Below are 20,124 nucleotides of genomic sequence, written 5' to 3' on the forward strand. Positions count from 1 at the left end.
GGTGAGTAAGACGGTGGTGCACGTGCTGCGGCACGGCGAGGTGCACAACCCCGACCAGATCCTCTATGGCCGGCTGCCCGGTTTCCGCCTCTCCGAGCTGGGTGTGCAGATGGCCAAGGCCGCCGCGCAGGGCCTGGCCGAGCGGGAGATCGTGCACGTGGTGGCCAGCCCGCTGGAGCGAGCCCAGCAGACCGCCGAGCCGATCGCCGCCCAGTTCGGGTTGCCGGTCGGCGTGGACGAGCGCCTGATCGAGAGCGCCAACTGGTTCGAGGGCAAGAAGGTCTCCCCGGGCGACGGGTCGTTCCGCGACCCGCGCAACTGGTGGGTGCTGCGCGACCCGGTGACGCCGTCCTGGGGTGAGGCGTACCGGGTGATCGCCGAGCGGATGTTCGCCGCCGTGCACGCCGCCCGGGTCGCCGCTGAGGGGCGCGAGGCGGTGCTGGTGTCGCACCAGCTCCCGATCTGGACGCTGCGCCGCTACGTCGAGCGCAAGCGGCTCTGGCACGACCCGCGCAAGCGGCAGTGCGGGCTGGCCAGCCTCACCTCGTTCCACTTCGACGACGCGAAGGTGGTGGGCATCGGCTACAGCGAGCCGGCCGCGCACCTGATCGCTCTCTCCGCGACCGCCCGGACGGCCAAGGGGGCCTGATGAACGCCCGGAGGTGGACCGCCGGTCTGCTCGCCACCGTCGCCGCGGTGGCGCTCGTCGGCTGTACGTCGTCGAAGGCGCAGGAGAAGACCTGCACGACCACCACCGACGGGATCTTCGAGTGCGCCCCGGACCAGCGCTCCGCCCCACCGAAGCTCTCCGGTGAGCTGCTTCTCGGTGGCAGCTACGACGTCAGTCAGGCTCGCGGTCAGGTGGTGGTGGTCAACTTCTGGGGTTCCTGGTGCGCGCCGTGCCGCGCCGAGGCGGACGACCTGGAAGCCGTCTACCAGGCCACCAAGGGTTCCGGGGTGAGCTTCCTCGGCATCAACGTCCAGGACTCGCGGGACAAGGCCAAGGCGTTCGAGCAGGGCCGGGTCACCTACCCGAGCCTCTTCGACCCGTCCAGCCGGCTGGCGCTCGACCTGGACATCCCGCCGAACACCGTCCCGGCGACGGTGGTGCTCGACCGGGACGGCCGGATCGCCGTGGTGATCCGGGCCGCCGTCAAGCAGGAGGGTCTGCAACCGATCGTCGAACGGATCGCCGCCGAGAAGCCGGCGCCGAACTGATGGGCGAGACGTTCCGGCAACTGGCTCTCAGTGGGCCACTGCTGCTCGCGCTGGGCGCGGCGGCGCTCGCCGGCCTGGTCAGCTTCCTCTCCCCGTGTGTGCTTCCGCTGGTCCCCGGCTACCTGTCGTACGTCACCGGTCTGGCCGGCGCCGACCTGGAGGGCCGGCGGACGACGCGCGATGCCGCACCGGCCACCGGCGGCGTCGCCGGCAGGGCGCGGGCCACGACGGTGGCCGTCAAGGGTCGGGTGCTCGCCGGGACGTTGCTCTTCATCGCCGGCTTCACCGTCGTCTTCGTGGCCACCGCGATTCTCTTCGCCGGCATCGGCCGGGTCTTCTTCGACTACGAGCGCGAACTCCAGATCGGCGTCGGTGTGCTGATCATCGTGCTCGGGTTGGGCTACCTGGGGATGATTCCCGCGCTGCAACGGGAGTTCCGGATCTCCCGACTGCCGTCGGCGGGCTTGCTCGGCGCACCGGTCTTCGGCGCGGTCTTCGCCCTCAGCTGGGTGCCCTGCACCGGCCCCACCCTCGGCGCGGTGATGGGCATGGCGGCCACCAGCGGGCAGAGTGACCGCGCGGTGGTGCTGGCCGTGGCGTACTGCCTCGGGCTGGGGATACCGTTCATCGTCTTCGGGCTGGGCTTCGAACGCCTGCTCGGGGTCTTCCGCGCCGTCCGGCGCAACAGCCGCTGGGTCACCCGGGTCGGCGGCGCCCTGCTCATCCTGATCGGCCTGGCACTTGTCACCGGCGGATGGCAGAGCTTCGTGATCTGGCTGCAGACCACCGTCGGGGTGGGCGAGGTGAGCATCTGATGACGGTCGTCGACGACCGACCGGAGACCGTGGCCCCGGCGCCCCGGCGCCGGCCCAACCGGCTGCTGGCCCTGCTGCGCAACTCGTGGCGGCAGTTGACCAGCATGCGTACGGCGCTGATCCTGCTCTTCCTGCTCGCGATCGCCGCCATCCCCGGTTCGGTCCTGCCGCAGCGTGGGATCAGCCCGGAGAAGGTCAACCAGTACTTCGTAGATCACCCGGACTGGGCCCCGCGACTGGACCGGATCGGCGCGTTCGAGGTCTTCGGGTCGGTCTGGTTCTCCGCGATCTACCTGCTGCTGTTCACCTCCCTGATCGGCTGCATCACGCCCCGCCTGCGCGATCACGTCCGCACGCTGCGGTCCCGGCCGCCGGCCGCGCCGAAGCGGATGGCCCGGCTGCCGCAGCACACCGTGCTGCCCGCCCCGCCCGGTGGCACGGCGGCGATCGCCGCCGTGCTGCGCAAGCGCCGCTGGCGCGTCGAGGTGCGCGGCGACGAGGTCTCCGCCGAGAAGGGCTACCTCAAGGAGACCGGCAATCTGCTGTTCCACACCTCGCTGATCGCCGTGCTGATCGGCGTCGCGCTCGGCTCGTGGTACGGCTGGAGCGGCAACCGGCTGCTCGTGGCGGGCGCGGACAACGCGTTCTGCAACACCCGCCAGCAGTACGCCGAGGCGAAGCTCGGTCCCCGGGTGGACAGCGCCGACCTGCCCCGCTTCTGCCTGCGGCTGGACGACTTCCAGGCCCGTTTCCTCGACAGCGGGCAGCCGGAGTTCTTCAACGCCAGGGTCACCGTCGACGGCCCGGACGAGCCGACCCGCAGCGCGGACTTCTCGGTGAACTCGCCGCTGCGCCTGAACGACGCGAGCGTCTACCTGCTCGGCCACGGGTACGCCCCGGTGATCCGCTACACCGACCGGTTCGGCAACAGCCAGATCAGCGACGAGCCGTTCCTGACCACCGGCGACATGGGCCTGACCAGCGAGGGGTTGGCCGCATTCCCGGACGCCAACGTCGACCCGGCGACCGGCCGGCGCGCAGCGGATCAGCAGATGGCGTTCACCGGCATCTACCTGCCCACGGCACCCGAGCAGGCGCCGTACGTCCGCTCGCAGTACCCGACCGAGCGCAACCCGGCGCTGAACCTGGTCGCCTACCGGGGCAATCTCGGCCTGGACGCCGGCATCCCCGGCTCGGTCTACCAGCTCGACCAGCGGCAGGTGCGGACCGGCAAGGTCAAGGAGGTCGGCACCAAGCTGCTTCGCAAGGGCGAGACCTGGACGTTGGACGACGGCACGACCGTCGAGTTCCTGGGCACCGAGCGGTACGTCACCCTCTCCATCCGGCACGATCCCGGCTCGACGATGCTGCTGGTCAGCTGCGGGGTCCTGCTGGTCGGGCTGATGGGTTCGCTGTTCGGCAAGCGTCGCCGGGTGTTCTTCCGGGTGGTGCCGGGCGACCCCGGGGGAGGATCTCCGACGAGCGGTAGTAGCTTGATGGAGGTCGGCGGGTTGCCGCGTACCGACTATCCCGGGTTCGCCGAGGAGTTCGCCCAGCTCGTCGCCGCGGTCAAGGGCGACGACGACGGAGCGGCCGAACGGGCCGGCGTGCGAGAAGGAGTCGAGTGATGTCCGCACTCTCCGACAATCTGGTGACCTTCGCGATCCTGGCGTACCTGGTCGCGATGATCGGCCATGCCGTCGAGTACGCGTTGGGCAACGTGCGTGCCCGGGTCGCCGTGGCGGCTCCGGTGCGCGAGTTGGTCGGCGCCGGCGGTGGCGTCGTTCCGATGCCGCCCGCGCCGGTCCCGTCGTCGCCCACGGCCGACCGTTCCGCCCGGCGGGCCCGGCTCGCCGGCCTGATCGGGGTGGGCGCCACCGCGGTCGCCGCCGCGCTGCACCTGGCGGCGCTGGTCACCCGGGGGCTCGCCGCCGACCGGATGCCCTGGGGCAACATGTACGAGTTCGTGCTCACGGTGACGTTCATCGGGGTCGCCGCCTGGCTGGTGGTGCTCTGGAAGCGACCGTCGCTGCGCAAGCTCGGGCTGTTCCTCACCCTGGTCATGGTGCTGCTGGTCGCCACCGCCGAGCTGGTGCTGTACGTGCCGATCGTGCCGCTGGTGCCGGCGCTGAACTCGTACTGGTTCGTCATCCACGTCTCGACGATCGTCTTCGCGTCCGGCATCTTCCTGCTCGGTGTGGTGCCGGCGGTCGGCTTCCTGATGCGCAACGGCTACGAGCAGGGCAAGCGGAGCTTCCCGTACACCCTGGCCAAGCGGCTGCCCGGTGCGGTCGGCCTGGAGCGGTTGACCTTCGCGCTGCACGCCTTCGCGTTCCCGATCTTCACCTTCGCGGTGATCGCCGGTGCCATCTGGGCGGAGGCTGCCTGGGGTCGGCCGTGGGGCTGGGACCCGAAGGAGACCTGGGCGTTCATCTCGTGGGTGGTGTACGCCGGCTACCTGCACGCCCGCGCGACGCCCAGCGTCAAGCGCAACGTGGCCACCTGGATCGCGGTGCTCGGCTTCCTCACCATGCTGATGAACCTGTTCGGCGTGAACATCTTCTTCACCGGCCTGCACTCGTACGGCGGCCTGGACTGATCCGGTAGGCGGTGCGGGCCGGTCACGGATTCCGTCCGTGACCGGCCCGCGTCGTTCAGGTGGAGCCGGTCAGCTCACCGTGACCGGGGCGATGTCGTTGTCCGGGTTGTCGTCCACCCGGGGGTAGCGGCCGTACGGCTGCACCTCTCCGGCATCTCCGGTGAGGCTGTCGATCCGCAGGTCGAAGGTGACCGTGTTGCTGGTCCCGGCGGGGAAAACGGCCCTTCTTCCGTTGCAGTACCAGGTACGCGTGGCGGCTTCCTCGTCCTCCTCGCTGCCGGTCGGCGAGCAGCCCGGCGGGTTGGCCAGCACGGTGATCCCGGTGGGCGGGGTGAAGTAGAACGCCCCGACCGTGTCGCCGGAGTTCGTGCCGTCCGGCACGCCCGGCCCGTCGTTGCGGATGCCCACGGTGACGTGGACGGTGTCGCCGACGGCGCCGGTGACGGCCGCGCCCTGGGCGACGATGTCGAAGGCGCTCTGGACCTTCCACAGGTAGGTCTGCCCGCCGACGCCGTCCACCTCGACCGGGATCACGCCGAGCGGCACGCCGACCGACCGCAGCCGCAGCGCCTGGTCGGCGTCGCGGCTTCTGAACTTCACCCCGCCGGGGAGCGGACCGGCGTTGGCCAGCGGCTCCACGACCTGCGTGATCCGCTTGTCGCCGAGGGTGGCCGGGCCGACAGTGGTGGCGAGCCCGCCGCGCAGCTCGTGCCGCTGGCCGGGCGCGAACGTGCCCCGCACCGTGCAGACGACCACGGTGGCGAGCACCTGGTCGGTGCCGTACTTGCAGTTGCGGTAGCTGGCCGGCACGAGCCCCACCGAGAAGCGCATGGTGAGCCGCAGGTCCACCGCCGGCTGGTCGCCGGCGTTGACCACGGCCACCGGTACGGGGAGCGTGTCGCCCACCTCGACGCCGTTCACGTACTCGTCGACCATGTCGAGCAGGGCGGGCCCGGACCGCACGGTGACCGTCGCCTGCTGGGTGTACGGCTCGGTCTGCTCGCCGAGCGCCGTGTAGTCGAGGGTGCCGGTCGCGCCGTCGACCGCGCCGGGCGCGGCCCGGAACACGACAGGCACGTCGCCGGTGAGCGTGCCGGACTGGTCGACGGCGGTCGGTGGCATCGGGCAGGTGACCGAGGTGGCCTCGGTGACGCACCAGTCGGGGAAGGTGGCGGTGGCCACGCCGGCCAGGCCGGTCAGGTCGACGGTCACCCGGGGCTGGGTGGCCCCGGTGCTGGTCAGGGTGAGCGGCAAGGTGCGGCCGGGAGCGCCGGACCCGCCGAGCGTGACGTCGCCCAGCCAGCCGCTGACCCAACCCGGGTCGTCCTGCGCCGCAGCCGGGCCGGCCGTGACGGCGACGCCTGCGGTGCCCACGACCAGCGCGGTCAGGCCGCGCAGGAGCCTGCCACGCGTAACGTGCACAGATCTCATCGATCTCCTTGGGAAGGGATGAGCCGGTCGGAAGAAGCCGGGCCTGCATCACCCGACCCGACCGGCATCCATGATCTTAAAGATCGCCTGTGACAGTTTTCGGTGAGTCGACCGGGCCGCGATCCACTGCGAAACGGGCCTCGGTGGGCGGCTCCCGCACCGGTCGCCAGGCGCGCAGCGCCCGCTCGACCTGGATCGTGACCTGGTACGACACCTCCGGCAGATCGGCCAGCTCGATCCGCTCGCCGCGTAGCGCCAGTTGGGCGTGCAGCTCCCGGGCGACGGCGTCGCGAAGCTCGACCAGCAGGGGCGACAACCCGTCCGGGTCGCCGACGACATACGCGTCCGACATGGGTCCACTCTGCTCCCACGTCCCGCCGTTCACCGTTGATCCACTCGGCTTTCCTGAGGTCGGGATGTCGTGTGGCCGGGGATACCGCACTTTCCTGAAGCCCGAGTGGATCTTGCGGGTGGGGCGCGATTGGTCGGGGCCGAGCAGGTGCCGGTGCGGTGCCGGTGCGTCGCCGGTGCGGTGCCGACGTGGCTGCCGGCCGGCGTGATCAGCCGCCGAACCAGCCGGGCACGTCGAGCCGGAACCAGTTGGCCGAGGCCATGGTGTGCAGGTCGTCCTCCAGGGCGGTGACCCGTTCGGGGCCGAGGGTGTCGGCCCACTGCGCGCGCAGCCGTTCGAAGATCTCCGCTGAGCGACGCAACCCGTCGGCGCCGCGCGGAGTCACCCGGACCAGCCGCCGTCGGGCGTCGGAGGGATCGTCGACCCGTTCCAGGTAGCCGGCGGTGACCAGCCTGTCGACGGTCTTGCCCGCGGCCTGTTTGGAGATGCCCAGCCGTTGGCCCAACTCGGTGGCGGTGGTGCCGTCCGCGCCGACCGCCTGAAGCACGAATCCGTGCAGCGGTCGGAGTTCCGCATGACCTTCCCGGGCCAGCTCGGCGTGCAGGTCGTCGATCAGCGTCCGGAAGCCGGCCAACAGCAACAGCGGCAGCCCGAAGCCGGGCCGGGCGGGTTCAGGGCTTGCCATTTTCGTCAACCACGTTTACTATTTCGTCAACCACGTTGACTATCTTACGGTCCGCGTCGCACTTGGAAAGCAGGCACCCGTGTCCGTCTTCACCGCCCACACCACCGAAACCGCCCCCGCCGCCGCCCGACGAGCTGTCGAAGGAGTACGAGGCCGATTCGGCTGGCTGCCGACACCGGTGGCGCTGATGGCCGAATCACCGCAGTTGCTCGCCGGTTTCCTCACCGCCAACGCCGGCCTCGAGCAGACCGACCTCACGCCGCTGGAACGGGAGGTGGTCGTCCTCGCCGTCTCCACCAGCAACGAATGCCACGTCTGCGTCGCCCTGCACACCGGCACGCTCACCCAGCTCGGCGCGACCGCCGAGTTGATCACCGCGCTGCGCGCCGGCTCGGTGCTGCCCGACCCACGCCTGGAGGCGTTGCGCCGGCTCACCCTCGCCGTGCTCGAACACCGGGGTGCGGTGCCCGACGACGAGCTGAACGACTTCCTGACCGCCGGCTACCAGCCCCGACACGCGCTGGACGTGGTGCTCGGCGTCGGCGCGTACACGATGTCCACCTTCGCCAACCGGCTCACCCGGGCACCGCTCGACCCGCCACTGGCCGCGCACGCCTGGACGCCCGCGGCCTGACCGGAGACACGTGGGCCGCCGCTCAGGCCGCCCCGAGAAAGTCGCGCAGCAGGGCGAGCATCTCGTCCGGGCGCTCCTCGTACAACCAGTGCCCGCAGTCCTCGATCACCTCGCCGCGGACCGTGTCGGCGTACCGGCGAAGCTGCTCGGCGACCTGCCCACCGAGGCTGGCCGCAGCCCCGACGGCCAGCACCGGCATGGTCAACTTCGTGTCCCGGTACGCCGCGTTGTCGGCGATGTCCTGGTCGAACGCCCGGAAGTAGGCGAAGCTGGCCCGCAGATGCGCCGGGTCGCGCAGGTGGCTGGCGAACTCCTCGATGTCGGGCCCGGCGATGCTCCCCTTACGCACCATCAGGGCGTCGGTGAACCTGTCCACCCAGAGCGACTCCCGCCCCCTGACCAACTCCTCCGGAAGCCCGTTGCCAATGGAGAAGTAACCGAAGTTCCACACGCCGGGCCCGGCCGAGGTCAGCGCGGGGAATGTGTAGATGCTCTCGTCGGGGATCGGCGCTTCGCTGAGCACCAACCGACTCACCCGCTCCGGATGAGCGGCGGCGTACGCGTACGCGACCATGGTCCCCAGGTCGTGCCCGACCAGCCGCAGGTCACCTACCAGGCCCAGCTGGTCGAGTAGTCCGTGCAGGTCGGCGGCGACCGTCTTCTTGTCGTACCCGCCGTCCGGGGCGTCGCTGCCCCCGAAGCCGCGCAGGTCGGGCGCGACCACGTCGAAGGAGCGTCCCAACTCGGGCAGCAGGTGCCGCCACATGTACCAGCACTGGGGATAGCCGTGCAGCAGTACCAGTGGCGGGCCGGCCCCGCCGCGGACGTAGTTCGTGGTGATCTGGCCGACCCGCGCCCGCTGTTCGGTGAACCCCGCCGGGACCCGCTCCCCGCCCATCGCGCCTCCGCCCGCTTGCCGCCCGCCCGGCGGCCAGGTCGCCGGCCTTGTGCCGCCCGCCCGGCGGTCAGGTCGCCGGCTTGTGCCGCCCGCCCGGCGGCTGCCGTCGGCCCGCGCCCTGCCTACCGGCTGCCCGGCTACCCGCTCAGCCGCCCACCATGCCGCGAGGTTCGGGCTCGGCCCGTTGATCAACTCGGTTTTCAGCAAGTCGGCCTGTCCCCGAGCGCCGGACACCCCGATCTCCTGAAAGGCGAGTTGATCTGGACCCGCCGTCCTCCGCCCTCCGCCCTCCGCCCGCCGCCCTCCGTCCTCCGCCCTCCGCCCGCCGGCCTCCGCCGCCCGCCGCCGCCCGCCGCCGCCCTCCGCCCTCCGCCCGCCGGCAGCCGCCCGACGCTGGCTGGCGGGCGATCGCGAGCGTCACAGCACCCGGCTTGGGCCGTACGGAAGCCGGTGCGGGAGACTGGGCGACATGGCGGCTCGTGGCTTCCCGTACACCGATCTCAAGGACTTCCTCGCGGCGCTGGAGCGCGCGGGGGAGTTGCGCCGGATCGACGTCCCGGTCGACCCGACCCTGGAGATCAGCGAGGTGGTCACCCGCACGGTGCGGGCCGGCGGTCCGGCGCTGCTCTTCGAGCGTCCGACCCGGGGTGAGATGCCGGTGGCGATCAACCTGTTCGGCACCGAGAAGCGGATGGCGATGGCCCTCGGCGTCGACTCGCTGGACGAGGTCGGTGCCCGCATCGGCGCGCTGATCAAGCCGGAACTGCCGGTCGGCTGGTCCGGCATCCGGGAGGGCCTCGGCAAGGTCATGCAGCTCAAGTCGGTGCCGCCGCGCAAGGTGAAGACCGCCCCCTGCCAGGAGGTCGTCTACCGGGGTGAGGACGTCGACCTCAACCGGCTGCCGGGGTTGCAGGTCTGGCCCGACGACGGCGGAATCTTCCACAACTACGGGCTGACCCACACCAAGCATCCGGAGACCGGCAAGCGCAACCTCGGCCTGTACCGACTCCAGCAGCACGGCCGCAACACCCTGGGCATGCACTGGCAGATCCACAAGGACTCGACGGCCCACCACGCGGTCGCCGAGCGGCTCGGGCAGCGCCTCCCGGTCGCGGTCGCGATCGGCTGCGACCCGGTCGTCTCGTACGCCGCCAGCGCCCCGCTGCCAAGCGACATCGACGAGTACCTGTTCGCCGGCTTCCTGCGCGGCGAGCGGGTGGAGATGGTCGACTGCCTGACCGTGCCGTTGCAGGTGCCGGCGCACGCGCAGATCGTGCTGGAGGGCTACCTGGAGCCGGGTGAGCGGCTGCCCGAGGGGCCGTTCGGCGACCACACCGGCTTCTACACGCCGGTCGAGCCGTTCCCGGTGCTGCACATCGAGGCGATGACCATGCAGCGCAAGCCGGTCTACCACTCGATCGTCACCTCGAAGCCGCCGCAGGAGGACCACGGCCTCGGCAAGGCCACCGAGCGGATCTTCCAGCCGCTGCTCAAGCTCATGATCCCGGACATCGTCGACTACGACCTGCCGGCAGCCGGCGTGTTCCACAACTGCGCGATCGTCTCCATCCGCAAGCGCTACCCCAAGCACGCGCAGAAGGTGATGAACGCGATCTGGGGCGCGCACCTGATGTCGCTGACCAAGCTGATCGTGATCGTCGACGAGGACTGCGACGTGCACGACTACAACGAAGTCGCGTTCCGTGCCTTCGGCAACGTCGACTACGCACGTGACCTGCTGCTCACCGAGGGGCCGGTGGACCACCTCGACCACTCGTCGTACCAGCAGTTCTGGGGCGGCAAGGCCGGCGTCGACGCGACCCGCAAACTTCCCACCGAGGGCTACACCCGTGGTTGGCCGGAGGAGATGAGCATGAGTCCGGAAGTCACGGCCCTGGTCGACAAGCGCTGGAAGGAGTACGGGCTCTGATGGCCGTCCTCGACGCGCCGGCCGAGAAGCCGGGCCGGACCAAGTCCTTCCTGCGGCTCGTCGCCATCGAGCACTCCGTCTTCGCGCTGCCGTTCGCGTTCCTCTCGGCGCTGGCCGCCATGCAGGTCAACGGCGGTCGGGTGCGCTGGCTCGACCTGTTGCTGATCACCGTGGCGATGGTCGGGGCGCGGACGTTCGCGATGGCCGCCAACCGGATCCTCGACCGCCGCATCGACGCGCGGAACCCGCGTACCGCAGGCCGGGAACTGGTCACCGGAGCGGTGAGTGTGCGGACGGCCTGGACCGGCGCGGCCGTCGCGCTTGTGGTGTTCCTCGTCGCTGCCGCCCTGCTCAACCCGCTCTGCCTGGTGCTCGCGCCGCTCGCCGTGGTGCCGCTGGTCGTCTACCCCTACGCCAAGCGGTTCACCAACTGGCCGCACGCCATCCTCGGGATCGCCCAGGCGGTCGGTCCGGTCGGCGCCTGGCTGGCGGTCACCGGGACCCTGGCCGGCTCCGGGCCGGCGTGGCTGCTCGGCGCCGCCGTCGGGCTGTGGATCGGCGGCTTCGACCTGATCTACGCCTGCCAGGACTCCGAGATCGACCAGGAGATCGGCGTGCACAGCGTGCCGGCCCGGTACGGCCGACGATTCGCGCTGCACGCCTCCACGGTCGCGCACGTGGTGACCTTCGCGCTGTTCATCTGGTTCGGCGCGCTGATCGGCCTCGGCTGGCTCTGGTGGATCGGGCTGGCGTTGACCGCGGTGGCCTTCGGCTACCAGCACCTGGTGGTCACCCCGACCGACCTGAGCAAGGTCAACCGCGCGTTCTTCACCGCCAACGGGTTCGTCGGCATCGCGCTGTTCGTCTTCGCCCTGCTCGATCTGGTGATCCGGCTCGGCCTGCGGCCCTGAGGCCGGCCCGGCCTGCGGCTCTGAGGCCGGCCCGGCCTGCGGCTCTGAGGCCGGCCCGGCCTACGCCCCGGAGGCGAGTTGCCGGGTGCTGACGGGGTAGCGGGCGCTCTCGAAGGTCCAGTCGACCGTCCCGCGCACGGCGTACGCGACCCCGTCGAGATGGTCGGTGACCGCCTCGTCCAGCGCCGGGCCGAACGACGGCACCGTGGCGCGCAACGCGACGAAGCGCCGCATCGTCTCCCGCCACTGCTCGGCCGTCCGCTCGACCGCCTCCGCCTCCGGGATGCCAAGGTCGGCCTGCATGGCGAGGACCAGGTTGTGCCCCCCGGCGGTCGCCCGGTCCCGCTCCAGCGAGGCCATGTCGTTGTACCAGGAGAGCAGGTCGTTGCCGGTGCGGGCGATCTGCCGCAGCAGCGGGTGCTGGTAGACCGGGTCGGGCAGCGTGCGACCGGTGACGAACTCCACAAGCGGGTACGACACCTCCGCCGCCGAGGTCGACCGACGCAGCTCGACGTACTCGTCGACGCTGGGGCGGCGGCCGGACTCCTTGTTGACCGCCTCCTGCCAGGTGCCGTCGAGGTGCCGGGCCACCGCGTCGGCGAAGCGCTGCCGCCAGTGGGCCGGCATCCGACGGCGTGGCTCCCGCCAGGCCAGCGCCAGCAGCCGCCGCAGCGGACCGGTCAGCCCGAACGGACCCGCCCGGGTGTCGTCGTGCAGCAGCGCCAGCGTGCCGTTGCGCAGCGCCCGGATCCGCGCCGGGGTCAACCGGTCCGGCCCGTCGCAGGCGTCATCGACCAGGAAGAACCAGGTGAACAGCGCGGTCAGCACCCGCAGGTCGGCCTCGGTCGCCGCTGGGTAGAGCCGTCCGGCGTACCGGGCGAACGCCCCTCGGGACAGCCGACGCAGTGCGGCCTCGTCCAGTGGGAGGCCGAGCTCGGGCAGCAGACCGAGCAGCCACTCCTGCACCCGGTCGGCGTGTGGTGGGAGCCGGGACGGGATCGGACATTCGGCGCGCAGCGCCCGGAGGATCTCGCCGGTCGTCACCGATGCCTCCTCTGCGAGATGGTGCCGGTGCGATTCGCCAGCGGCAGCATCTCAGGTCGGTGGGATGTCCAGGTACCCGAGGGGCGTGTCGGACCGACCAACCCCTGGGGTGCCCAGCAGCGGACCAGCTGGACCAGGCAGGCTGGGGGTATGCGGGAACCATGGGTGGTCGGGGTCTCCGGTGCCTCCGGCACCCCGTACGCGGCGGCCGTCATCGGAGGGCTGCTCGACGCGGGGGAGTCGGTGGACCTGATCGTGTCCCGAGCGGCGCGACTCACCGTGCTCGACGAGACCGGCCGGCCCTTCCGGGACGGCCACTGGGCCGAGGACCTCGCCGCCTGGCTCGACCGGGACCTGACCGCGGCGGACGTGCGGCACTGGCCGGCCGGCGACCTGGCCGCCGGGCCGAGCAGCGGCTCCTACCGGGTACGCGGCATGGCCGTGGTCCCGGCCAGCACGGCGGCCTGCGCGGGCGTCGCGATCGGGCTCTCCAAGGACCTGCTGCAGCGCGCCGCGGAGGTCAACCTCAAGGAGCGGCGTCGGGTGGTGATGGTCCCCCGGGAGACGCCGGTGACCCGCAGCCACCTGGAGCACCTCATCGCCCTGCACGACGCGGGCGCGGTGGTCCTGCCGGCCAGCCCCGGCTTCTACGGAACCGGCGCGGCGGCCAGCGCCCAGCAGCTGGTCGACTTCGTGGCCGGAAAGGTGCTGGACGCGCTCGGTGTCCCGCACACCCTGTTCCGGCGGTGGTCCGGCCAGCTCGGAGCGGCCCGAAGCTGAACCGTCCGCGTGCCGAGTCGTTCACCGGTGCCGAGCACCGGTGGCCTGCTCAGCGCGAACGGTGCTCCCGCCCTGCGGCTGGCCGAACCGGGACGCGGACCGGACTGGTGTCCGGTCCGCGTAGCGTTGTCCGCACCAGTTCAGTACATGCCGGCGTTGGCCGGACCCGGCCCCGTGGAGGCGGCCGGCCCCACATTGCGTGGCTTTCCGACCTCATCCACCTCGTCCAGCATGCCCTCCCCCTCAAGCAGGGCTCGCACCTCGGATTCCCGAAACCGGCGATGCCCGCCTGGAGTCCGGATGCTTCCTATCCGGCCGGCCGCCGCCCATCTCGTCACAGTTTTCGGGTCTACCCGAAACAGCGCGGCGACCTCACCCGGTGTCAGCAGGCGATCTCCAGTGTCCACAGCCCCCTCCTCGCGTCGACGAAGCCCCCGGCTGAACACACTGCCCCCGGCTGGTGCGTAGCCCAGAGCCGTCATGAGGGACGTATGGCAATTACAGCACCAGGGACATGGCCTGTCCGCCCAAACGCGAAAAATGCACTGAGTGGGGAGTTAGTAATGTTACTGGTGCTACCTCAACCTTGACCGGCGGTTTGTGAACAGTGACTCACCGCTCAGTCCAACGGATGCCGAAGGCCGCACGTTACGTCTGAGCGGTTAAGGTCACTCTCTGTGGACGCCATCGACCTGAGCCTCGTCGACCTGCTGCGCGGCAACGCCCGCCTTTCGTACGCCGAGCTGGCCCGACAGGTGGGCCTCTCGGCCCCGGCCGTCCACGAGCGGGTCGGCAAGCTGGAGAGCAGCGGCGTGGTGCGGGGTTACCGCGCGGACGTCGCCCCGGAGTCGATCGGGCTGGGTGTCACCGCGCTGATCGGCATCGTGGAGGACTCCGGCGCCGACACCGACGACATGCTCGAGTCGCTGCGGGTGCTGCCCGAGATCGAGTCCTGCTACTTCATGGCCGGGGTGGAGTCGTTCCTGCTCAAGGCGCGGGTGGGCACGATCGCCGAGTTGGAGCAGTTGATCGTGCGGCTGAACCGGACCCCCGGGGTCGCCTCCACCCGTACCGCCATCGCGCTCTCCACCAAGTGGGAGAACCGTCCCCAGCCGGTCGGGCCCGCCGCGGCCTGACCGCCGCGTACCCCCGCCGGCCACGCCCGGTGGTCGGCTGCGCCGCCGGACCGGCGCTGACCACCGCTGGTCTGCTTGCTACGTTTCGAGCGTGACTCATCTTGACCGGTGCGACGAGGCCAGCCGGACCTGGGTGACGGAGGCGATCGCCGCCGTCGAGGCGGACGCGAACCGCTCCGCCGACACCCACCTGCTGCCGTTCCCGCTGCCCCGGGCGTGGGGGATCGACCTCTACCTCAAGGACGAGTCCTCACACCCCACTGGCTCGCTGAAGCACCGGCTGGCCCGCTCGCTGTTCCTCTACGGGCTCTGCAACGGCTGGATCGGGCCGCGCACCACGATCGTCGAGGCGTCGTCGGGTTCCACCGCGGTCTCCGAGGCGTACTTCGCCCGGATGCTGGGCCTGCCGTTCATCGCGGTGATGCCCGCCTCCACCTCGCCGGAGAAGGTCGCGCAGATCGAGTTCCAGGGCGGCCGGTGCCACCTGGTGGACGACCCGGCGAGCGCGGTGGTCGAGGCCCGCTGGCTCGCGGAGGATTCCGGCGGGCACTTCATGGACCAGTTCACCTACGCCGAGCGGGCGACCGACTGGCGGGGCAACAACAACATCGCCGAGTCGATCTACGCGCAGTTGGAGCTGGAGCGGCACCCGATCCCCGCGTGGGTCGTGGTGGGGGCCGGCACCGGGGGCACCAGCGCGACCATCGGCCGGTACGCCCGGTACCGCCGACTCGACACCAAGCTCTGCGTGGTCGACCCGGAGAACTCGGCGTTCTACCCGGCCTGGCTGGCCGCCGACTGGTCGGTGCGCACCGGAAAGGGCTCCCGGATCGAGGGGATCGGCCGTCCCACCGTGGAGGCATCGTTCCTGCCGTCGGTGGTGGACCGGATGGTCCAGGTGCCGGACGCGGCGTCCCTGGCCGCCATGCGCGCCGGATCGGCGCTGCTCGGCCGCCGGGTGGGCGGGTCCACCGGCACCAACCTGTGGGGCGCGTTCGGCCTGATCGCCGCGATGCTCGCCGAGGGCCGGACCGGCTCGGTGGTCACCCTGATCTGCGACCCCGGCGACCGGTACGCCGACACGTACTACGCCGACGAGTGGGTGGCCGCCCAGGGCCTCGACCTGGCCCCACACCTGGCCACCATCGACCGCTTCCTGACCAGCGGGGCCTGGCCCGCCTGAACCGCCCAGCGGGCCCGGCTGGCCCGGCCCGGCTGGCCCGATCAGCGGGCCCCGGCCGGAGTGGCCGGCCCGGCGAAGCCCGGCCCGCCCGAACGCCGGTCAGCGCGGGTCGATCCGTTCGGCCAGCCCCGGATAGCGCACCACGTAGCCGCTGTCGTCCAGATCAATGTCGGCGGTGAAGGTGCCGCTGGCGAAGCGCACCCGACCCGGCCCGAGCCCGCTGTAGATCTGCTCGGCCGGCACCACCTCCAGGCCGGGCAGCAGCACCCAGGCCACGGTGATCCGGTGTGCCACGTCGGCCGGCTCGGCCGCCAGCCCGAGCCGGTGGACCGGCAGGGCGTTGAACAGTGGCGAACCGCTCAGGTCGACGTCGAGCGCGTCGGCCAGTCGGTCCGGGTCGTCCGTGCCCGGCAGGCCGGCCCGGGGATGACCGGCCGCGACCAGCGCCGCGTCCAGGTCGCCCTGCTCGGCCGTGGTCACCCGCCACCGACCCGCGGCCCGCTCCAGCGTCACCCGCCGCAGCCAGCCGAGACCTTCGGCCTCGACCTCGACCCGGGCGGTGGCCCAGTCCGGCGTGGTGGTCAGCTGATAGCGGGCGGTCCAGGGGATCGGGTCCACGGCGAGCAGGGTGCCCCGGGCCGTCAACCCGTGGCCGTCGTCGAGCAGGACCTGTTCGCTGCCGGCGGTGTCCGTCCGGGACCAGAAGATTGACTTCGGCATGGTCGGCATGAGCCGGACGTTACGCGACCCCGCCGGCATCGGCAGGGCATGCGCGAACGCCGCCGCGAAGCATGCGCTTCACGGCGGCGTCCGGTCGATCAATCAGTGGGTACGCGCCGGCGGTCGCCCGCCGAAGCCGCGCCGATCGTCCCGTGCGCGATCATCGCGCGGCCGGTCGTCGCGGGCCCGGTCGTCCCGGACCCGGCTCTCCGGGCGGAAGCCACCCCGGGCATCCCGGTCGCCGAAGCGCCGCTCGCCCTGCGGCCGGTCGCCGTACTGGCGGTCGCCCTGCGGGCGGTCGCCGAAGCGCCGCTCACCGGTGGGTCGGTCGCCGAACCGCCGCTCGCCCTGCGGCCGGTCGCCGAACCCCCGGGCGTCCCGGTCGGCGTAACGCCGGTCGCCGAAGCCCCGGTCGCCCTGCGGACGGTCGCTGTGCTGCCGGTCGCCGAAGCGCCGCTCACCCTGTGGGCGGTCGCCGTACTGGCGGTCGCCCTGCGGGCGGTCGCCGTAGCGGCGCTCGCCGGTGGGTCGGTCGCCGTAGCGGCGCTCGCCCTGCGGCCGGTCGCCGTACTGGCGCTCGCCCTGCGGCCGGTCGCCGTAGCGGCGCTCGCCGGTGGGTCGGTCGCCGTAGCGGCGCTCGCCCTGGGGGCGGTCGCCGTACCGACGCTCGCCCTGCGGGCGGTCACCGAACCGACGCGGGCCGCCGGAGCGGTCGCCGTAACCCCGGGGCTCCGCCTCGACGCGGACCGGGACGCCACTGGGCTCGCGGGCGCCGACCAGCTCGGCCAACGCCGCGTCCCCGACCCGGACCCGGGTCTCGGCCGGCGCGACGCCGGCCTTCTCCATCATCGCCAGGGTGGTGCGGCGCTGCTTGGGCAGCACCAACGTGGCGACCGCGCCCGACTCGCCGGCCCGGGCGGTACGCCCCGCGCGGTGCAGGTAGTCCTTGGGGTCCTTCGGCGGGTCGACGTGCAGCACCAGGGTGACGCCGTCGACGTGGATGCCCCGGGCCGCCACGTCCGTGGCGACCAGCACGTTCATCCGGCCCTCACGGAACTCGGCGAGGGTCTTGGTGCGCATCCGCTGGGTCTTGCCGCCGTGCAGCCCACCGGCGCGTACGCCGACGGCCGCGAGCTGCTCGACCAGCCGATCCACCCCGAGCTGGGTACGGGCGAAGACCATCGTCCGGCCGTCCCGGGCGGCGATCGAGGCCGCCACCGGGAACTTCTCGTGCGGCGGGATCAGCAGCATGTGGTGGTCCATGGTGGACACCGAGGCGGTGGACGGCGCGGTGGAGTGGGTGACCGGGTCGGTCATGAACCGCTTGACCAACGCGTCGACGTCACCGTCCAGGGTGGCCGAGAAGAGCAGCCGCTGACCGTTCGCGGGCGTCTTCGCCAGCAGGTCGGTCACCTCGGGCAGAAAGCCCATGTCGGCCATCTGGTCGGCCTCGTCGAGCACCGTGACCTCGACGTCGTCGAGCTGGCAGATGCCCCGCTCGATGAGGTCGCCGAGCCGCCCCGGGGTGGCCACGATGATCTCCACGCCGCGGCGCAGCGCGTCGATCTGACGGTCGTACGGGACGCCGCCGACGGCGGTCTTGAGGAAGATGCCGACGGCCTTGCCCAGCGGCACCAGGGCGTCGTTGACCTGCATGGCCAGCTCGCGGGTGGGAACCAGGATCAGGGCGCGCGGACGCATCGGGCGGGCCCGGTTACGGCTGGCCAGCCGGGCGATCACCGGCAGACCGAAGGCGAGCGTCTTGCCCGACCCGGTCTGCCCGCGGCCCAGCACGTCGCGGCCGGCGAGCGCGTCCGGAACGGTGGCCCGCTGGATCTCGAACGGGCTGGTGATGCCCTGCTGTGACAGCGCGCGAACCAGCGGCTCGGGCAGGCCGAGGGAGGCGAAGCTGATCGGTTCGGCGGTCGGTGCCGGCGCGGTGCCGGGCTCGCCCGGAGCTGCGTCGAACGGCTCCCGGGCGGTGTCGGCCGCCGGGACTGAGTCGAAAACGGACGTAACGGTGCTGGGGTCAGCAGAGGTGGTCAACAAAAACCTTTCGAGCGGGGCGCATCTTCGCGATGGCCTGCCGCGGCTGTACCGCCGGATCGCCCGCAAGATCGCCCAGGGGCGCACACCACGCGCGCCGGGTCAGTGATCTCAGCCAGTGTACGGCGGTCCGGCGAAGCCGCCAGCCGGTTGCCCGACGGTAGTGGGCGGACTCACCATCGCCACCGCTCGCTGGCTCACCCCTTGAGCACGTTGCCGACCAGACCGTCCAGGGCGTCGCCGGCCAGCAGAACGACCATGACACTGATCGCCACCAGCAGCCCCAGCGCGGCGGCCAGGACGATCACCACACGCGTGTTGCGGGACCGCTCGGACGGCGTGTCCGACCAGCCCTGGGCCAGGATGTGCCCGGTCAACGAGCCGGACGTCTCCACCGCGTTGGCGGGTATCGCGATCGTGGTGAAACCGGCCCCCTCGCCGTTGCCGTAGACGGTCCCGGCCAGGTCGGAGCCGCCGTCGTGCCGCCCCCCACGGGTGCCGGTCGCGTCCCGTCCGGCGGAGCCACCCGACGGGCCGCCGGTCGGTGCGGTCATTCGGGAGTTTCCGGTGCTGTGCCCGGTCGACGGAGGAGCCCCGGCGGTGGACGGTGGCCAATTGGGCAGCGCCGGCGCGGGCACCACCGGCGGTGCGGGAGTGGCTGTTCCGGTCCATCCGCCACCGGGCGTCGGAGGCGGTGCCGGGGTGCTCGACGGCCACCCGGCCGGCGGTGCGGAGACCGACGCGGTGGCCCGTACGCCGGGCGTGTCGGCCATGGCCGGCGGCGGCGGGAACGGCGGTGCCGGCATCGGGCCGGGCGGGGACGGTGGTGCGGGCACCGGCGGACCGGGTGGCGGCAGCGGCGGGGTCGGGACGGGCGGCGACGGCGGGCCGGGGATCGGTGGCATCGGCGAGGGCGGTGGAGCGGGTGGGCCTGGAACGGGCGGGACCGGACCGGGCGGCGGTGTGGGCCGGGGACCCGGCGTCGGCGTCGGGCCGGGAGGGTACGGACCGGGAGCCGGCGCGGGCTCCGGTTCCGGAGGCGCTGGCTGGGTCGGCCCGGGACCGGGTGGCGTGGGGTCCGGCGCAGGCTCCGGAGTCGACGGCGTTGCCGGCTGCCCCGGCTCCGGCTCGGGGCGCACCGGCGCGGCCCGGTAGACGGCGGGCGCGCTCGTCCGAGCGTCCGGGGTGCCCGTGGCGCCGACCGTGGCCCGGCTGCTGCTGGGAACCGTGGCGCTGGCCCGGGCCGACGCGGTGGAGTCGTGGCGCTGACCGGGCACCGACACGTCGGCCGGGCTGGCCGAGCCGGTGGCACGGTAGGTGGTCGCGGTGACCGGAGCACTGGCCGGCAGGTCACTGCGGAGAGCCCCGGCGGTCGCCACGCTGGCGCGGGCGCGTACCGGTGCGGCGGCCTGCCCTGGAGGCTGGTCGACCGGTGCGGGCTCCTCGACACCGGTCGCGAAATCGTCGGCGGCGACGTCCGCGCCGACCGAGGCGTCGTCGGTGCGCCCGGGGGTGCCGGCGGATGCGTCGTCCTGACCGTCACCGTCGGCGGTGTTTCCGGCGATCCGGGCCGGGTCGCCAACGGCCGGGTCGGCGACGCCGTCAGCCGGGCCGGCGTCGATGGCGGCCGCCGGGTCAGCGGTGCCCGGCCCTGGTGGGCCGGCCTGGTCGACCACGGGGTCGACAGTCTCCGCCGGATATCTCTGCTCGGCCATTTCCGCCCTCCGCGCCATGCTCGCACC

At 72.3% G+C, this 20,124-nt stretch carries 20 protein-coding genes; 11 read left to right on the forward strand and 9 right to left on the reverse strand.

What is annotated here, in order from left to right:
• Position 1: 1 nt before the first annotated feature.
• From AB0J33_RS02280 to ccsB, 5 genes are read left to right on the forward strand one after another with little or no spacing between them, the layout of a single operon-like run.
• Positions 2-649, forward strand: coding sequence for a histidine phosphatase family protein (locus tag AB0J33_RS02280; RefSeq protein ID WP_363608968.1), 648 nt, complete (start codon positions 2-4; stop codon positions 647-649).
• Positions 649-1,218 carry a TlpA disulfide reductase family protein gene (locus AB0J33_RS02285; protein WP_363608970.1) on the forward strand — a complete coding sequence of 190 codons (570 nt, stop codon included), beginning with the start codon at positions 649-651 and terminating at the stop codon, positions 1,216-1,218. Before AB0J33_RS02280 ends, AB0J33_RS02285 begins: the two co-directional genes overlap by 1 nt.
• Positions 1,218-2,033, forward strand: coding sequence for a cytochrome c biogenesis protein CcdA (locus tag AB0J33_RS02290; RefSeq protein ID WP_363608972.1), 816 nt, complete (start codon positions 1,218-1,220; stop codon positions 2,031-2,033). The genes AB0J33_RS02285 and AB0J33_RS02290 overlap by 1 nt, the downstream gene beginning before the upstream one ends.
• Complete coding sequence (locus AB0J33_RS02295) at positions 2,033-3,661, forward strand: cytochrome c biogenesis protein ResB (protein ID WP_363608974.1); 1,629 nt, start codon at positions 2,033-2,035, stop codon at positions 3,659-3,661. The genes AB0J33_RS02290 and AB0J33_RS02295 overlap by 1 nt, the downstream gene beginning before the upstream one ends.
• Positions 3,661-4,632: a c-type cytochrome biogenesis protein CcsB gene (gene ccsB / locus AB0J33_RS02300; protein WP_363608976.1), complete on the forward strand. Its 972-nt coding sequence runs from the start codon at positions 3,661-3,663 to the stop codon at positions 4,630-4,632. The genes AB0J33_RS02295 and ccsB overlap by 1 nt, the downstream gene beginning before the upstream one ends.
• A gap of 69 nt (positions 4,633-4,701) precedes the next feature.
• Here the strand turns inward: ccsB and AB0J33_RS02305 are convergent, their stop codons facing one another.
• From AB0J33_RS02305 to AB0J33_RS02315, 3 genes are all read right to left on the reverse strand, one after another.
• Entirely contained in the window at positions 4,702-6,063 is a 1,362-nt protein-coding gene (locus AB0J33_RS02305) for a hypothetical protein (protein ID WP_363608978.1), read from the reverse strand.
• Positions 6,064-6,139: 76 nt separating this feature from the next.
• A complete protein-coding gene (locus AB0J33_RS02310) occupies positions 6,140-6,415 on the reverse strand; it encodes a hypothetical protein (RefSeq protein WP_363608980.1) in 276 nt (91 codons plus the stop codon).
• 208 nt (positions 6,416-6,623) lie between these two features.
• On the reverse strand, positions 6,624-7,100 hold the full coding sequence (locus AB0J33_RS02315; protein WP_363608982.1) for a MarR family transcriptional regulator: 477 nt from the start codon (positions 7,098-7,100) through the stop codon (positions 6,624-6,626).
• A 79-nt stretch (positions 7,101-7,179) separates the two neighbouring features.
• Between AB0J33_RS02315 and AB0J33_RS02320 the strand changes: the two genes are divergently transcribed.
• The gene (locus tag AB0J33_RS02320; protein WP_363608984.1) at positions 7,180-7,734 is read left to right on the forward strand and encodes a carboxymuconolactone decarboxylase family protein; all 555 of its coding nucleotides are present in this window, start codon (positions 7,180-7,182) and stop codon (positions 7,732-7,734) included.
• A 22-nt stretch (positions 7,735-7,756) separates the two neighbouring features.
• Here AB0J33_RS02320 and AB0J33_RS02325 read toward each other — a convergent pair whose 3' ends face one another.
• Positions 7,757-8,632 carry an alpha/beta hydrolase gene (locus AB0J33_RS02325; protein ID WP_363608986.1) on the reverse strand — a complete coding sequence of 292 codons (876 nt, stop codon included), beginning with the start codon at positions 8,630-8,632 and terminating at the stop codon, positions 7,757-7,759.
• A 469-nt stretch (positions 8,633-9,101) separates the two neighbouring features.
• Here AB0J33_RS02325 and AB0J33_RS02330 point away from each other — a divergent pair, with 469 nt between their 5' ends.
• On the forward strand, positions 9,102-10,562 hold the full coding sequence (locus tag AB0J33_RS02330; RefSeq protein ID WP_363608988.1) for a menaquinone biosynthesis decarboxylase: 1,461 nt from the start codon (positions 9,102-9,104) through the stop codon (positions 10,560-10,562).
• The gene (mqnP, locus tag AB0J33_RS02335) at positions 10,562-11,473 is read left to right on the forward strand and encodes a menaquinone biosynthesis prenyltransferase MqnP (RefSeq protein ID WP_363608990.1); all 912 of its coding nucleotides are present in this window, start codon (positions 10,562-10,564) and stop codon (positions 11,471-11,473) included. Before AB0J33_RS02330 ends, mqnP begins: the two co-directional genes overlap by 1 nt.
• 60 nt (positions 11,474-11,533) lie before the next feature.
• Here the strand turns inward: mqnP and AB0J33_RS02340 are convergent, their stop codons facing one another.
• Entirely contained in the window at positions 11,534-12,517 is a 984-nt protein-coding gene (locus AB0J33_RS02340) for a terpene synthase (protein WP_363608992.1), read from the reverse strand.
• A 150-nt stretch (positions 12,518-12,667) separates the two neighbouring features.
• Here AB0J33_RS02340 and AB0J33_RS02345 point away from each other — a divergent pair, with 150 nt between their 5' ends.
• Complete coding sequence (locus tag AB0J33_RS02345) at positions 12,668-13,297, forward strand: UbiX family flavin prenyltransferase (protein WP_363608994.1); 630 nt, start codon at positions 12,668-12,670, stop codon at positions 13,295-13,297.
• Between the two features lie 140 nt (positions 13,298-13,437).
• Here the strand turns inward: AB0J33_RS02345 and AB0J33_RS02350 are convergent, their stop codons facing one another.
• Positions 13,438-13,704 (reverse strand): BldC family transcriptional regulator, encoded by a 267-nt coding sequence (locus AB0J33_RS02350; RefSeq protein ID WP_007454516.1) that lies wholly within the window; start codon positions 13,702-13,704, stop codon positions 13,438-13,440.
• Positions 13,705-13,974: 270 nt separating this feature from the next.
• Here AB0J33_RS02350 and AB0J33_RS02355 point away from each other — a divergent pair, with 270 nt between their 5' ends.
• Together AB0J33_RS02355 and AB0J33_RS02360 are read left to right on the forward strand one after the other, a co-directional pair.
• Entirely contained in the window at positions 13,975-14,433 is a 459-nt protein-coding gene (locus tag AB0J33_RS02355) for an Lrp/AsnC family transcriptional regulator (protein WP_334509027.1), read from the forward strand.
• A gap of 91 nt (positions 14,434-14,524) precedes the next feature.
• Positions 14,525-15,616: a PLP-dependent cysteine synthase family protein gene (locus tag AB0J33_RS02360; protein ID WP_363608997.1), complete on the forward strand. Its 1,092-nt coding sequence runs from the start codon at positions 14,525-14,527 to the stop codon at positions 15,614-15,616.
• Between the two features lie 99 nt (positions 15,617-15,715).
• On the opposite strand, the gene AB0J33_RS02365 is transcribed toward AB0J33_RS02360, so the two are convergent.
• The 3 genes from AB0J33_RS02365 to AB0J33_RS02375 form a co-directional block, all read right to left on the reverse strand.
• Entirely contained in the window at positions 15,716-16,336 is a 621-nt protein-coding gene (locus AB0J33_RS02365; protein WP_363610182.1) for a putative glycolipid-binding domain-containing protein, read from the reverse strand.
• A 102-nt stretch (positions 16,337-16,438) separates the two neighbouring features.
• Positions 16,439-18,250 carry a DEAD/DEAH box helicase gene (locus tag AB0J33_RS02370; RefSeq protein WP_363610184.1) on the reverse strand — a complete coding sequence of 604 codons (1,812 nt, stop codon included), beginning with the start codon at positions 18,248-18,250 and terminating at the stop codon, positions 16,439-16,441.
• Between the two features lie 329 nt (positions 18,251-18,579).
• The gene (locus AB0J33_RS02375; RefSeq protein ID WP_363608999.1) at positions 18,580-20,097 is read right to left on the reverse strand and encodes a hypothetical protein; all 1,518 of its coding nucleotides are present in this window, start codon (positions 20,095-20,097) and stop codon (positions 18,580-18,582) included.
• Between the last annotated feature and the right edge of the window lie 27 nt (positions 20,098-20,124).

This window comes from Micromonospora sp. NPDC049645 (assembly GCF_040675155.1).
Classification (GTDB): domain Bacteria; phylum Actinomycetota; class Actinomycetes; order Mycobacteriales; family Micromonosporaceae; genus Micromonospora.